This is a genomic window from Mesorhizobium sp. M7A.F.Ca.US.005.03.2.1 (assembly GCF_003997795.1).
GTDB classification, from domain to species: Bacteria; Pseudomonadota; Alphaproteobacteria; order Rhizobiales; family Rhizobiaceae; genus Mesorhizobium; species Mesorhizobium ciceri.
In genome coordinates this window covers 1-13,388 of the sequence record NZ_RZRP01000072.1, presented here as the reverse complement: position 1 = coordinate 13,388, position 13,388 = coordinate 1, and the positions used below count along the sequence as shown (strand labels likewise).

Sequence of the window (13,388 nt, the reverse complement as noted above, 5' to 3'; positions counted from 1 at the left end):
CAAGACGCACCGCGCACCACATCACCGGATCGATGACCAGCACCAGGAGCAAGGTGCCGACTGAGGCGATTGCCGCCAGCGCCGAAAATGCCCTGATATGGCCGACCGCCTTTATGATGCGGGTGATGGCAAGGCAGCCGAGCAGGAAGCCGGCGAAATAGAAGGTGCCCATCAGGCCGATGTCGGAAGCCGAAAACCCTTCCTGCGCGCCGCGCAGCGCGATCAGCGTGCTCTGCAGCCCATTGCCGCCGAGCAGGATGCCTGCGGCGAGAAGAAGCGGGATCATCGGGCGGATGGAGGACATGAAGAGGCGATCACGTGTCGGTGATCTCTTCTTGAACCATCGCCTTGACCAATACCAGCGGCAATTCCTGGAAGCAAAGTTCGAATCCGGCCTGGGCCGGGAAGGGGCAGGCCGTTCAATCCGTGCTGGGGTTCAGAAATTTCAGAGACGCTGCATGTGCAACAAACGCTTCAACACTCTCCTTTGAGTAGCCGAGAAGAGTGCCTTCCAGCCTCGCCAGATCGTTCGGTGTGAAGACATCAAAGGCTGCTTCGCTACGGCACATCCGAGCGATCAGCAGGCTGAGCTTGCAGCGCCATTCCTCCGTCGGCAGGCAGTAGCAGCGTTCCTCCACAGACGTTTTTGAATCAACCTGGGAAAATTTCAGGATGCGGCCTTCCTCGACAATCGGTCCGAAATGCGCGTCACCAACATCTTCGGTGTCCATACCCGGTTCCGCTGCGAACAAGGCCATTGGCTTGTCGCCCCGAAGCATCAATTCCAACTCGCGACCATTATATGGCGCGATGCCCTTTGGGGGAGTGCGTTTTGGCACAAAGCATCTCCAAATCGTTTGATTGCTGCATCGTTGCAAGAAACACTTCTGGCGGCAATGCATGAAGGCCGGCAGAGACTCGAACCCCAAAGGCCTGCTTGCCTTGACAAATCCGGCCTCCCATGCGCTTTTCGCGCAAATTTTGAGGCCGGGCTTGATGCTTGGCCTGCAACCCAGCATCCCGGACTTTACCAATGACAATGCACCGTTACCGCAGCCATACCTGTGCCCAGTTGAGGAAGAGCGACGTCGGCTCGACCGTTCGCCTGTCGGGCTGGGTGCATCGCGTGCGCGATCATGGCGGCCTGCTCTTCATCGACCTGCGCGACAATTACGGCCTGACCCAGATCGTCGCCGATCCGGATTCGCCGGCCTTCAAGGTCGCCGAGACCGTGCGCGGCGAGTGGGTCATCCGCGTCGACGGCGAGGTCAAGGCGCGCTTGCCCGAGACCACCAACGCCAATTTGCCGACCGGCGAGATCGAGATCTTCGCCCGCGAGATCGAGGTGCTGTCGGCGGCCAAGGAATTGCCGCTGCCGGTGTTCGGCGAGCCTGACTATCCCGAGGATATCAGGCTGAAATACCGTTTTCTCGACCTGCGCCGCGAGACGCTGCACAAGAACATCATTGCGCGGACAAAAATCATCGCCGAAATGCGCAAGCGCATGGGCGAGGTCGGCTTTACCGAATTCTCGACGCCGATCCTGACCGCGTCTTCGCCCGAGGGCGCGCGCGACTTCCTGGTGCCGTCGCGCATCCATCCCGGCACCTTCTACGCGCTGCCTCAGGCGCCGCAGCAGTACAAGCAGCTGATCATGGTGTCTGGCTTCGACCGCTACTTCCAGATCGCGCCCTGCTTCCGCGACGAGGACCCGCGTGCCGATCGTCTGCCGGGCGAATTCTACCAGCTCGACCTCGAAATGAGCTTCGTCGAGCAGGACGACGTGCTGTCGACCATGGAACCTGTCATGCGCGGGGTCTTCGAGACCTTCGCCAACGGCAAGCCGGTGACGCAGAAATTCCAGCGCATCCCCTATGATGTGGCCATGCGCAAATACGGCACCGACAAGCCGGACCTGCGCAACCCGATCGAGATGCAGGCCGTCTCCGATCATTTTCGCGAGTCCGGCTTCAAGGTGTTCGCCAACATCCTGGCCAACGACCCGAAAGCCGAAGTGTGGGGCATTCCCGCCAAGACCGGCGGCAGCCGCGCCTTTTGCGACCGTATGAATTCCTGGGCGCAGGGCGAGGGCCAGCCGGGGCTGGGCTATATCTTCTGGCGCAAGGAGGGCGACAAGCTCGAAGGCGCCGGTCCGCTCGCCAAGAACATCGGCGAGGAGCGCACCGAGGCGATACGCCTTCAGCTCGGCCTTGCCGACGGCGACGCCGCCTTCTTCGTTGCCGGCGATCCGAAGAAGTTCGTCTCGTTTGCCGGTGCCGCGCGCACCCGTGCCGGCGAGGAGCTGAACCTTGTCGACCGCGAGCGTTTCGAGCTGTGCTGGATCGTCGACTTCCCGTTCTTCGAGTGGAACGAGGAAGAGAAGAAGATCGACTTCGCCCACAACCCGTTCTCGATGCCGCAAGGTGGCATCGATGCGCTGAATGGCGAGGACCTGCTCGGCATCAAGGCGTTCCAGTACGACATGGTCTGCAACGGTTTCGAGATCGCCTCAGGCGGTATCCGCAACCATCTGCCCGAAACCATGGTCAAGGCGTTCGAGACGGTCGGGCTGGACCGCGCCACGGTCGAGGAGCGCTTCGGCGGCCTCTATCGTGCCTTCCAGTATGGCGCACCACCGCATGGCGGCATGGCCGCCGGCGTCGACCGCGTCGTCATGCTGCTGCTCGGCGCCAAGAACCTGCGTGAGATCACCATGTTCCCGATGAACCAGCAGGCCTATGATCTGTTGATGAACGCACCGTCGGAAGCGAGCCCGCAGCAGCTTCGCGACCTGGCGCTGCGCGTTGCCGTGCCCAAGAAGGACGCCTGATCGCGCTTCGGGCGATGCTTTAAAGACCGCCCGAACCATTCTTTCGATTCGCTAATCCCAACGAAAAGCCCGGCATCGCTGCCGGGCTTTTCGCATACCAGATCGCTTCGATCAGTCTTCGTTGGCCTTGACGGTGACACCGAGCGTCTTGGGCAGATCGAGCGGGTTGGACATGGCGCCCGCCATGATCAGTGCGAACGGCACGGATGCCGGCGGCTCCGCCGAGATTTCGAGGCTCTTCGGATCGTCGAGGAATTTGCTGACCGCGGCCGTAACCTGCGCAGTCAGTTCCGGATTGTTGAGCTGCGCCATGCCGAACGGCACGATCGCCTTGGCCTGGTTGGCGATGTCCTTGCCGGACATGCCTTGCTGCTTGCCGACATAGTCCAGAACCTTGTTGGTCAGCGAATCGTCGTCGAAGCGGATCGAGGCGCTGTTGAACGAAAGCTGCTGCAACAGGCCGAGCATGGCCATGCCTTGCGCCGAATTGTCGGCGCCTTCCGGCTGTGCCGCCATCTTCTTCTGCATTTCCTGCAGCGACTTGATGAAGTCCAGCGTGTAGCCGCCGAGATTGAAGGTCATGCCGAGCGTGCCGGCATTCTCGACCGAGATGTCGTATTTCGACAGTTCCATCTTGCCGTCCGTGGGCTGCCAGGTGCCGGCCATTTCGAGATTGCCCGCGATGTTCTGGTAGCCGAGCGCGTTGATGACTTCCTTGGACTTGGGATCGTCCACCAGCGTCAGGTCGGCATTGAATTTTTCCGTGGTGGCGGTGAATTCCATCGCCTTGCCGTCCGCCGGCGGCGTGATTTCGATGGCAAGCCCGTCCATCGAGAAGGCGGTCTTGTCGGCGACCTTGACGGTCATGTTCGAGAGTTCGGCGGACTTGTACATCATCAGCGAGCCCAGCGGGCCGGTGGCGCCGTCGGCCGGAACTGTCATGTCGTGGATGACGAAGGGGCTGAGGTCGAGGGTGACGCCGTCCTTGCTGTGTGTGAAGGCAGCCGTTGATACGGTGGCGATGTCATAGCCGCCATTTGCCTCGGTCACGCCTTCGAGTTTGACGTCGCCGATGGGAAGCGCTTCCTTCTCCGCCGCCGGTTTGATGGCAACGCCCTGCAGCACCATGCTGGTGTTGTCGCCGGTCACCCCGGTCCAGGTGATGTCGACACCTTGTGCGACAAGCGCTGCCTTCAGCCGGTCGGCCACTGCCGTATCCTGTGCGAGGGCCGCATTCAGCGGCAGCGTGAGCAAGAAGGTCGAAAAAGCCAGTTTCTTGAGAATTGAGCGTTTGATTGTCATCGCAAGGTCCCTGAGAGTGTCCTGAAATTGTTTTTTCAATTATTTGCGCCATCACCATTCCGTGACGAACTGGACCGGAAAAAGGCGTGTCCCGGCACATTGGTCAAAAATCGCGGTGAAAGGCAAACCCGATCCCACCGTCTTTGCGCAAACCGGTGAATTTGTCATGAAGAGCCGATAGCCGGATATCGTCGCGCTTGGCGATAGAGCCCGCATGTAACAGGCTGATGTTGGCCGACATCCGCTGGGGTATGGTTTCATGTTGCAGAAAGGCCGGTATCTCCGTCGGGCTCTTGCCGCGAATCACCCGCTCGGCTAGTCCGAGCCCATGGGAAAAAGGCTTTTGCCGCCTGAAAATGGCGGTGGCGATCACATCGAGCCGGTCGATCTGAAGAAGGCGCTGGAAGAGCGCTATCTTGCCTATGCGCTGTCGACCATCATGCACCGGGCGCTGCCCGATGTGCGCGACGGACTGAAGCCGGTCCATCGCCGCATCATGCACGCCATGCGCCTGCTGCGGCTCAACCCCGATCAGGGCTTTGCCAAATGCGCCCGCATCGTCGGCGAGGTGATGGGCAAGTTCCACCCGCATGGCGACCAGTCGATCTATGACGCGCTGGTGCGGTTGGCGCAGGATTTCTCGATGCGCTATCCCCTGGTCGACGGGCAGGGCAATTTCGGCAACATCGACGGTGATAACGCCGCCGCCATGCGCTACACCGAAGCGCGCATGACCGATGTGGCGACCGAACTTTTGTCCGGCATCACCGAGGATGCCGTCGATTATCGGCCGACCTACAATGAAGAAGACGAGGAGCCGGTGGTTTTGCCCGGCGCCTTTCCGAACCTGCTGGCCAACGGCTCGTCCGGCATTGCGGTGGGCATGGCGACATCGATCCCGCCCCACAACGCCGCCGAGCTTTGCGATGCCGCACTTCACCTGATCGAAAACCTGGACGCGCCGGTGGCGAAGCTGATGGACTTTGTCCAGGGGCCGGATTTCCCGACCGGCGGCATCATCGTCGACAGCCGCGCCTCGATCCTCGAAGCCTACGAAACCGGTCGCGGTGGCTTTCGCGTGCGCTCGAAGTGGTTCCAGGAGGACCAGGGCAGGGGCACCTGGAGCATCGTTGTCACCGAAATCCCGTACGGCGTGCAGAAGGCGCGGCTGATCGAGAAGATCGCCGAGCTGCTGATGGCGCGCAAGCTGCCGCTGCTCGAGGACATCAGGGACGAAAGCGCGGAGGACGTCCGCGTCGTGCTGGTGCCGAAGAGCCGTTCGGTCGACCCCGGCATCCTGATGGAATCGCTGTTCAAGCTGACCGAGCTCGAAAGCCGCTTCCCGCTCAACATGAATGTGCTGTCGCGCGGCAAGGTGCCCAACGTGCTGTCGCTGAAGGGCGTGCTGCAGGAGTGGCTCGAGCACCGCCGCGAGGTTTTGGTCCGCCGCTCGAAACATCGCCTCGGCGAAATCGAAAGACGGTTGGAGATACTTGCCGGCTACCTGATCGCCTACCTCAACATCGACGAGGTGATCAGGATCATCCGCGAGGAGGATGAGCCCAAGCAGGTGATGATGGCCCGCTGGTCGCTCACCGACACCCAGGCCGAAGCCATCCTCAACATGCGGCTGCGCGCCCTGCGCAAGCTGGAAGAATTCGAGATCCGCAAGGAATTCGACGGCCTGAGCGCGGAGAAGAAGCAGATCGAGGCACTGCTTGCTTCAAACGAGAAGCAGTGGGCGACGATCAAGTGGGAAGTCACCAACATCCGCGACAAGTTCGGTCCGGAGACCGAGCTCGGCAAGCGCCGCACCCAGTTCGCCGACGCGCCCGAGCATGATCTGACCGACATCGCACACGCCATGATCGAGCGCGAGCCTGTCACCGTCGTCGTCTCGGAAAAGGGCTGGCTGCGGGCGATGAAGGGGCATCTGGCCGATCTCTCGACGCTGACCTTCAAGGAGGGCGACAGCCTCAAGCTCGCCTTCCATGCGCAGACCACTGACAAGGTACTGGTCTTCACCACCGGGGGCAAGTTCTACACCATCGGCGCCGACCGGCTGCCTGGCGGGCGCGGCCATGGCGAGCCGATCCGCATCATCGTCGATATGGACAATGACCAGGACATCGTCACCGCCTTCGTTCACGATCCGAAGCGCAAGCTGCTGCTGGCCTCGCACGACGCCAACGGTTTTATCGTGCCGGAGGAGGAAGTCGTTGCCAACACCCGCAAGGGCAAGCAGGTGATGAACGTCAAGGCGCCGGACGAAGCCAAGCGCTGCATCCCGGTCACCGGCGACCATCTCGCCATCGTCGGCGAGAATCGCAAAATGCTGGTGTTCGCGCTCGCAGAGATTCCGGAGATGGGCCGCGGCAAGGGCGTGCGCCTGCAGAAATACAAGGATGGCGGCCTTCTCGACCTCAAGCCGTTCACGCTTGAGAGCGGCCTCTCCTGGCAGGATTCAGCCGACCGCACCTTCACAAGGTCGCGCGAGGAACTGGCTGAATGGATCGGCGCCCGTGCCTCGGCCGGACGCATGGTGCCGAAGGGATTCCCGAGGACGGGGAAATTTGGGTAGCGAGTGAAGCTGCCGATCTCCCCCCTCGTGGGGAGATGCCCGGCAGGGAGAGGGGGGCGCTGTCCCGCCGACGGTCGAGTTCACAGATACTCGATTGGTTTGCGGCTCACGGTCCAAATCCAAGGCCGCGATCCTTCACGCCCCCTCTGTCCTGCCGGGCCTCCCCCACGAGGGGGAGATTGGCAGCTTCACCATCTCATTTGGACTATCGTCACGATTGCTGCACTATATCAGTGCATAGACAGGAGGGGTGTTTGGGAGAGCCAGGCGTTTGAAGGAAGCAAGAATCCAGAAACCGGAACGGCAGCAGCGCCTCTTCGGCCTGTCGACGCCGCTCAGGGCAGCCGTCATCCCGCCGCTGTCGGCGGCACGCTGGCTGCTGGTGCTGATCGTTGCCGCCGGCGTCTATTTCTTCCACGGCTTCCTGTTTCCGGTGCTGGCGGCGCTCGTCATCGCTTTCGCCAGCTGGCCGCTCTACCGCCGCCTGCTTGTCGCGGTCGGCGGCAACCGCACCATCGCCGCGACCTTCGCCATCCTGTTCATCCTCGCCTTCCTGGTGATCCCGATCGCGCTCGCCGGCACCTATGCGATCAACGAGGTCCGCGAATGGGTCGCCTGGGCGATCGAGACCAACCGCCACGGCGCGGTGACGCCACACTGGATCGCCACCATGCCTGTCGTGGGCGAGTGGCTGAACGAACAGTGGACCACCAATTTCGGCCATCCGGGCGGCATTGGTGAGCTGATCCAGCTGGTCAGCGGCGCTAATATCGGCAGCATCTATCGTGGCGTGCTGGCCGCAGGCGGCAGTGCTTTCGGCCTGCTGTTGACGCTGCTGTTCATGATGATCGCGCTGTTCTTCGCCTATCGCGACGGCGAGCACTTTGCCGGCCAGGTCGACCGTCTCGGCGAGCGCATCCTGCCGACCAGATGGGAGCGGATCTCGCGCGTCGTGCCGGCGACGATCTCGTCGACGGTGACCGGCATGACCGTCATCGCCATCGGCGAGGGCCTGGTGCTGGGCATCGCCTACTGGCTGGCCGGCGTGCCGTCGCCGGTCAGGGCGCCGAGTGTGACCGGCGTCATGGCGCTCATCCCGGGCGGTGCACCGCTGTCGTTCACGCTGGTCTCGATCTACCTCGCCGCCAGCGGCTCGCCGATGGCCGGGCTGGCGCTGTTCCTCTGGGGGGCGGTCGAACTGTTCATCGTCGACAAGACATTGCGCCCCAAGCTCGTCGGTGGCCCGATAAAACTGCCCTTCCTGCCGACTTTTTTCGGTCTGATCGGCGGCGTCAAGACCATGGGGTTTCTCGGCCTGTTCATCGGCCCGGTGCTGATGGCCCTGCTGGTGGCTATCTGGCGCGAATGGCTGCGCGAGGTGGAAATGGCGGAAGACGTCGTTCCCGATGGCGTCGCCGAGATCGAAGGCAGCCCGCCGCAGATCGAAATTGTCGCCGAGAAAAAGGCCCGGGCATGATCTTCGGGATCCAAGCGCGACTCACCTGACGTCGGTCTACGCATGTTTTTGCGATTTGTTCTGCCAAGAATTATTGAGGGAATGCAGGCGCGCGAAGGTTTTTTTGGCGCTGCCTACGAATTGCGAGGCCAACCTGATATCGATCAACACACGTTAGATCGGCTGGAAGATAGTCTCGCCTGGTTTCGACAGAACCTTGCGGTACCGCCACGTTTCAACCTCTCAAGATCGAAAGGTTTTTACCGGAAACAGACGACCCAAGGATTAAGCTGGTTCAAGCCAACGGCAACGGACCATTTGGCAAGGGCTTATGACCTCGCGGCGCTCCTTGGGCGGCATGGGCATCATGTCGAGGTCATGAAGAGTTCCCGTCTGGGATATGTTGTTTACGAGGACGAATACCAGATAATCGCAGAGCCTTTTTCAGATACGGCAACGCGTTGATTGCGCTTGCGTGCGCTGCAGGTCTGGAACGACTGCCGTCCACTCTCTAGGCCGGGTGAGCGACGGCGAGCGTCGCTCGGCGCTTGCGGCCCTCATGCAGTTGCCACAGCGAATGCGCAGTCAGCGTGACGATCAGGATCCCGCCACCGATCAGGCTGTTCCGGGTCGGTGCCTCGGCGAAGATCATCCACACCCAGACCGGCGCCAGCACCGTTTCGAGCACGTAGAACATCGCCACTTCCGGTCCCGAAATGTATTTCGGCCCGGCGGCAAGGCAGAAGAACGAAATCGGCATGACGACCGCGCCGTTGAAGATGATCCACCAGGGCGCGTTCACGTGAAAGCCTTCGCCTGTCACCATGAAGGCCGCCAGCCCAAGCGGCAGAAGCACCCCGACGAGCGAGGTGAATCCCATGTCCTTGCCACTGGCGCGCGAGATGGTGATGGCCACGGCGATGAAGAAGGCCGAGCAGAGCGCCATGAAATCGCCGAACAGCTTGCCGGTGCCGACGGAACCGCCGACGATGACCAGCACGCCGAAGATCATGATCGCCATCGCCGCGATGGTCACCAGCCGCGGCCTCTCGCGCAGGAATATCCAGGACAGCAACCCCGCAAAGACGGTGTTGAAGGCCAGGATGAACACCAGGTCGGCGGTCGAGGTGTGGTAGACGGCGGTGACGAAGGTGATCCCGGTCAGCCCGTAGCATATCGCCACGATCAGGCCGGACCAGCCGGGGATCAGCGGCGGGGCGTTTCGGCTGAGTGCCCGCCAGACCGACCAGATGACCATGGCCGCGACGAAAGTTGTGCGGGTGCGCAGCAGCATGATCGTCCATGCGCCACCGTCGGCGAGGCGGATCAACGGTATGTCGACAGTCAGCGTGAGCCCGCCGATGGCGGTTATCAAAAGACCTTTCTGGTGATCGTGATGAGAGGACATGCAGGAACTTTCGCAATGAAATGCAGGCTGGCGGCCGGCCGGTGCAATGGCGCACTCTCTCCAGCCAACCGGCTGAAAGACCAGCATCCCCTGCCTTGAAACAGTTTAAAGGCGGACCTTGGAAAAGCTCAGCGTGAAACCGCTTCGTTGATGTAGCGTTCCCAGCCCTTGGGGCCGAGATGCTCCTGCGGCATGAAGCGCATCTTATAATTCATCTTGCGCGAGCCGTTGACCCAGTAGCCGAGATAGACATGGGGCAGACCCATCGCCCTGGCGCGGGCGATGTGGTCGAGGATCATGAACGTGCCGAGCGACCGTTCCTCGAAATCGGGATTGAAGTAGGAATAGACCATCGACAGGCCGTCAGCCATCTTGTCGGTGAGCGCCACCGCGATCAGCTCGCCCTGTCCCTTGCCGGTGATGAAGGTGTCGGGTCCACGCCGCCGATATTCGATCACCTTGGTGTCGACATGGGTATCCTCGACCATCATCGCATAGTCGAGCACCGTCATGTCGGACATGCCGCCACGGCGGTGGCGGGCATCGAGGTAGCTGCGGAACAGGGAATATTGTTCGGTCGAGGGCTCGGCATTGTGCATGTAGCCGACGAGATCGGAATTGTGCTGCAGCACGCGCTTCATGTTGCGGCTGGCGACGAATTCCTGGGCGAGGATGCGTACCGAAACACAGGCGCGGCAGGTCTCGCAGGCCGGCCGGTAGGCGATGTTCTGCGAGCGCCGGAAGCCGCCTTGCGTCAACAGGTCGTTCATCTCCGCCGCCTTGTCGCCAACCAGGTGCGTGAACACCTTGCGCTCGAACTGGCCGTCGAGATAGGGGCACGGCGACGGCGCGGTCAGGAAGAACTGCGGCGACTGGGTCGGATGCTGCGTCATCGAGCCTTGGAAACACTCCTTCGAATCGCTCTACCTTTGGCGCGGATGGCGAAAAATTCAACAGGATTATGTGGGCGCGGTCGACTCGACTCCTTCACATTTGTGCTCAATCGGTTGCGACTGCTCTTCAGAGGGCCGTTTCAGCGGTCGGTGCGGCTGACGACCGTGCCAAGCAAAAGATCGTGCAAGGTGCGTTTGCGGTCGGAAAACAGCGTCACCAGCAGGACAAGCGGCGACAGGATGACATTGCCGGCCCAGAACAGCACCGAATGGACAACCGCAGTGAGGCCGTCGATCGGCCTGCCGTCGAGCCGGTCGAGCCGGATGCCCATCATCTTCATGCCCGTGGTGGCCTGGTCAGCGCTGCCCAACGTGTTCCAGATGTAGAGGATGGCCACAGTCGGCACCAGGACGCCGAACAGCATCCAGCCAAGGCCGAGGGTCAAAAGCCCGAGAAAGAACACCAGAATGGCAAACGGAATGGTGAGCAGCGCGACGATGATATAGTCGATCACAAAAGCCAGGATGCGCCTCGTGCGTACGCCGTCATAGGCCCTGACATCGTCGAGCCTGCTGGTGATGATTTCGCCGTCGAGAACGCGCGCGTTCATGTCATTTCCTCGTAACAAGGTCCGACATAGGGTGCGGACTGCTCAGCCATGAAATGGTGAAGGCCTGTGGCGGAATCAAGATCGCGCTTCCAGCGGTGCTCCAGCTTCGATGGCGTCGGGCCCGATGCGAACTGGTTGAATTTGCGGCGCGGATAGCATTAGCTTGTTGCGGCGCAGCAGAGCGCACAGGGGACGGGGCAATATGGACTACGACATGCTGGTCATCGGCAGCGGCCCTTCCGGCCGCCGTGCCGCGGTGCAGTCGGCCAAGCTCGGCAAGTCCGTGCTGGTGGTCGACCGCGGCCGGCGTCTGGGCGGTGTCTCGGTGCATACCGGGACCATCCCATCGAAAACGCTGCGCGAAACGGTGCTCAATCTCTCGGGCTGGCGCGAGCGCGGCTTCTACGGGCGTGGCTACCGCGTCAAGCAGGATATTTCGGTCGGCGATCTGGTCGAGCGCCTGCACAAGACGCTCGACCATGAGGTCGAGGTGCTGCAGCACCAGTTCATGCGCAACACGGTCAAGAGCGCTCGCGCCGCGGTGAAATTCCTTGGCCCCAACAAGGTCAGCCTGACATCAGACACCGGCGATTACAGCGAGGTCGGTTTTGCCAATGCGCTGATAGCGGTCGGCACCAGGCCGCACCGCCCGCGCGACGTGCCTTTCGACAAGACCCGCGTCTTCGACAGCGACGAGATGCTGGAGCTTGATCGCTTGCCGCGCACGCTGACCGTGATCGGCGCCGGCGTCATCGGCGTCGAATATGCGACGATCTTTTCCGCGCTCGACGTGCCGGTAACCTTGGTCGAGCCGCGCAACTCCATCCTCGATTTCGTCGACCGCGAGATCGTCGACGATTTCATCCACCAGATGCGCGATCGCGGCATGACCATCCGGCTGGGCAGCGCGGTGAAGGAGATCCGCTCCAAGCCGGACGCCGCCGAAGTGGAACTGGCCGATGGCCGCACCATCCGTTCCGAGGTTGTGCTCTACGCCGCCGGCCGCACCGGCAATGTCGGCAGCCTGGGCCTGGATGTCGTCGGCATCGACGCCGACTCCAGAGGGCGCATCAAGGTCGATCCGCAATCCTTCCAGACCAGCGTGCCCAACATCTATGCCGCCGGCGACGTCATCGGCTTTCCGAGCCTGGCCTCGACTTCGATGGAGCAGGGCAGGGTGGCCGCCTGCCATGCCTTTGGAGTGCCTTTGCCGCCGCCGCCGGAAACCTTCCCCTATGGCATCTATGCGGTGCCGGAAATCTCGACGGTCGGCCAGTCTGAAGAACAGGTGCGTGAGAGCGGTGCGGCCTACGAGGTCGGCGTGGCGCGTTTTCGCGAGACCTCGCGCGGCCACATCATGGGTGTCAACACCGGCTTCCTGAAGCTGCTGTTTTCGATCGAAACGCGCCGTCTGCTCGGCGCGCACATCATCGGCGAGGGCGCCACCGAGCTCATCCACATCGGCCAGGCGGTGATCAATCTCGGCGGCACCGTCGACTTCTTCGTCAACAACACCTTCAACTATCCAACGCTCGCCGAAGCCTACAAGATCGCCGGGCTGGATGCCTGGAACCGGATGGGAAGAGGGTAGGCCGGCTGGTCGTGGCGGCGAGCCTGTCAGCTTGCCTGCGCCACCGCCGCCGGTCCCGCCAGCCATTGCCTGACGATTGCCGCGTCGGCGCTGCCGACTTCATGACCTGATGAGACAATCCTGGCGTCGATCTCGGCGCCATGCCGACTGAGCAATGTCACCAGAGCAGGGGCGAAAGGCGCATAGGTGAGGTCGGCGGCGCCGGCGATCATCAGCACCCGCACCTTTGACAGATCCGTCGCCGGCACATCATCGAGCACCGGCATCGGTCGCAGCAGCGCGGCGCGTTCGACAAGGCCCGGATGCAGCAGCATCAGGCTCGAAACCAGATTGGCGCCGTTCGAATAGCCGAGGAAAATTGTGCGCGAGAGGTCGAGACGATGGCGTGTGGCCGCATCAGCGACGAAGCCCGCAAAGGCCTCGGTTTCGGTGCGGATGCTCGCCTGTTCGAAGCGCGTCGGCGTGATCCGCGCGAACCAGCGGAAACCATCCTCCTGGACAACGCGGCCACGCACCGCGATGAGCGTGGCACGCGGTGCGATCTCTCGCGCCAGCGGCACCAATGTCGTCTCGTCGACACCCGACCCATGCAGCAGGAAGAAGCAGTCGCCCGTTGAATCCGCCGCGCCGTAAAGCCGGTAGTGGAAGGCGAGATCACGCCGCAACGCACCATCTTGTGAGGTCTCGTCGATCATCGACCATCCTCTTGATTATAT

The 13,388-nt window shown here is 62.0% G+C and carries 12 protein-coding genes and 1 pseudogene; 5 read left to right on the top strand and 8 right to left on the bottom strand.

The annotated features are described in order from the left end of the window. Positions 1-304: pseudogene (locus tag EN991_RS06575) on the bottom strand (MFS transporter); the annotation flags it as partial. A gap of 115 nt (positions 305-419) precedes the next feature. Beyond that, positions 420-839: a hemin receptor gene (locus EN991_RS06570; RefSeq protein ID WP_127368403.1), complete on the bottom strand. Its 420-nt coding sequence runs from the start codon at positions 837-839 to the stop codon at positions 420-422. Between the two features lie 200 nt (positions 840-1,039). Between EN991_RS06570 and aspS the strand changes: the two genes are divergently transcribed. Continuing rightward, on the top strand, positions 1,040-2,830 hold the full coding sequence (gene aspS, locus EN991_RS06565; protein ID WP_164753450.1) for an aspartate--tRNA ligase: 1,791 nt from the start codon (positions 1,040-1,042) through the stop codon (positions 2,828-2,830). A gap of 111 nt (positions 2,831-2,941) precedes the next feature. On the opposite strand, the gene EN991_RS06560 is transcribed toward aspS, so the two are convergent. Together EN991_RS06560 and EN991_RS06555 are read right to left on the bottom strand one after the other, a co-directional pair. Next, complete coding sequence (locus EN991_RS06560) at positions 2,942-4,132, bottom strand: hypothetical protein (RefSeq protein ID WP_064995458.1); 1,191 nt, start codon at positions 4,130-4,132, stop codon at positions 2,942-2,944. 103 nt (positions 4,133-4,235) lie between these two features. Continuing rightward, entirely contained in the window at positions 4,236-4,505 is a 270-nt protein-coding gene (locus EN991_RS06555) for a hypothetical protein (RefSeq protein WP_127423385.1), read from the bottom strand. Here EN991_RS06555 and parC point away from each other — a divergent pair. The 3 genes from parC (at position 4,461) to EN991_RS06540 (ending at position 8,634) form a co-directional block, all read left to right on the top strand. After that, positions 4,461-6,713 (top strand): DNA topoisomerase IV subunit A, encoded by a 2,253-nt coding sequence (gene parC, locus EN991_RS06550; protein ID WP_127366116.1) that lies wholly within the window; start codon positions 4,461-4,463, stop codon positions 6,711-6,713. The two genes, EN991_RS06555 and parC, sit on opposite strands and share 45 nt — an antisense overlap. 271 nt (positions 6,714-6,984) lie before the next feature. After that, positions 6,985-8,190: an AI-2E family transporter gene (locus EN991_RS06545; protein WP_127368401.1), complete on the top strand. Its 1,206-nt coding sequence runs from the start codon at positions 6,985-6,987 to the stop codon at positions 8,188-8,190. A 42-nt stretch (positions 8,191-8,232) separates the two neighbouring features. Beyond that, positions 8,233-8,634: a hypothetical protein gene (locus EN991_RS06540; protein ID WP_013532276.1), complete on the top strand. Its 402-nt coding sequence runs from the start codon at positions 8,233-8,235 to the stop codon at positions 8,632-8,634. Positions 8,635-8,680: 46 nt separating this feature from the next. Here EN991_RS06540 and EN991_RS06535 read toward each other — a convergent pair whose 3' ends face one another. The 3 genes from EN991_RS06535 to EN991_RS06525 form a co-directional block, all read right to left on the bottom strand. Next, the gene (locus EN991_RS06535; protein WP_127368400.1) at positions 8,681-9,577 is read right to left on the bottom strand and encodes a DMT family transporter; all 897 of its coding nucleotides are present in this window, start codon (positions 9,575-9,577) and stop codon (positions 8,681-8,683) included. 128 nt (positions 9,578-9,705) lie between these two features. Next, the gene (locus EN991_RS06530; RefSeq protein ID WP_024504696.1) at positions 9,706-10,470 is read right to left on the bottom strand and encodes an arginyltransferase; all 765 of its coding nucleotides are present in this window, start codon (positions 10,468-10,470) and stop codon (positions 9,706-9,708) included. A 140-nt stretch (positions 10,471-10,610) separates the two neighbouring features. Further along, on the bottom strand, positions 10,611-11,081 hold the full coding sequence (locus EN991_RS06525) for an RDD family protein (protein WP_127366113.1): 471 nt from the start codon (positions 11,079-11,081) through the stop codon (positions 10,611-10,613). A gap of 202 nt (positions 11,082-11,283) precedes the next feature. On the opposite strand from EN991_RS06525, the gene sthA reads away from it, so the two are divergent. Then, a complete protein-coding gene (sthA, locus tag EN991_RS06520) occupies positions 11,284-12,672 on the top strand; it encodes a Si-specific NAD(P)(+) transhydrogenase (RefSeq protein WP_027162436.1) in 1,389 nt (462 codons plus the stop codon). 26 nt (positions 12,673-12,698) lie between these two features. Here sthA and EN991_RS06515 read toward each other — a convergent pair whose 3' ends face one another. Beyond that, entirely contained in the window at positions 12,699-13,367 is a 669-nt protein-coding gene (locus tag EN991_RS06515; protein WP_127366112.1) for an alpha/beta hydrolase, read from the bottom strand. Positions 13,368-13,388 lie beyond the last annotated feature (21 nt).

Excerpts from the sequence above, each read along its gene's own strand:
- EN991_RS06560 (WP_064995458.1), bottom strand. The coding sequence starts at position 4,132 with ATGACAATCAAACGCTCAATTCTCAAGAAACTGGCTTTTTCGACCTTC.
- EN991_RS06515 (WP_127366112.1), bottom strand. The coding sequence starts at position 13,367 with ATGATCGACGAGACCTCACAAGATGGTGCGTTGCGGCGTGATCTCGCC.
- EN991_RS06535 (WP_127368400.1), bottom strand. The coding sequence starts at position 9,577 with ATGTCCTCTCATCACGATCACCAGAAAGGTCTTTTGATAACCGCCATC.
- EN991_RS06530 (WP_024504696.1), bottom strand. The coding sequence starts at position 10,470 with ATGACGCAGCATCCGACCCAGTCGCCGCAGTTCTTCCTGACCGCGCCG.
- sthA (WP_027162436.1), top strand. The coding sequence starts at position 11,284 with ATGGACTACGACATGCTGGTCATCGGCAGCGGCCCTTCCGGCCGCCGT.
- EN991_RS06540 (WP_013532276.1), top strand. The coding sequence starts at position 8,233 with ATGTTTTTGCGATTTGTTCTGCCAAGAATTATTGAGGGAATGCAGGCG.
- EN991_RS06525 (WP_127366113.1), bottom strand. The coding sequence starts at position 11,081 with ATGAACGCGCGCGTTCTCGACGGCGAAATCATCACCAGCAGGCTCGAC.
- parC (WP_127366116.1), top strand. The coding sequence starts at position 4,461 with ATGGGAAAAAGGCTTTTGCCGCCTGAAAATGGCGGTGGCGATCACATC.
- aspS (WP_164753450.1), top strand. The coding sequence starts at position 1,040 with ATGCACCGTTACCGCAGCCATACCTGTGCCCAGTTGAGGAAGAGCGAC.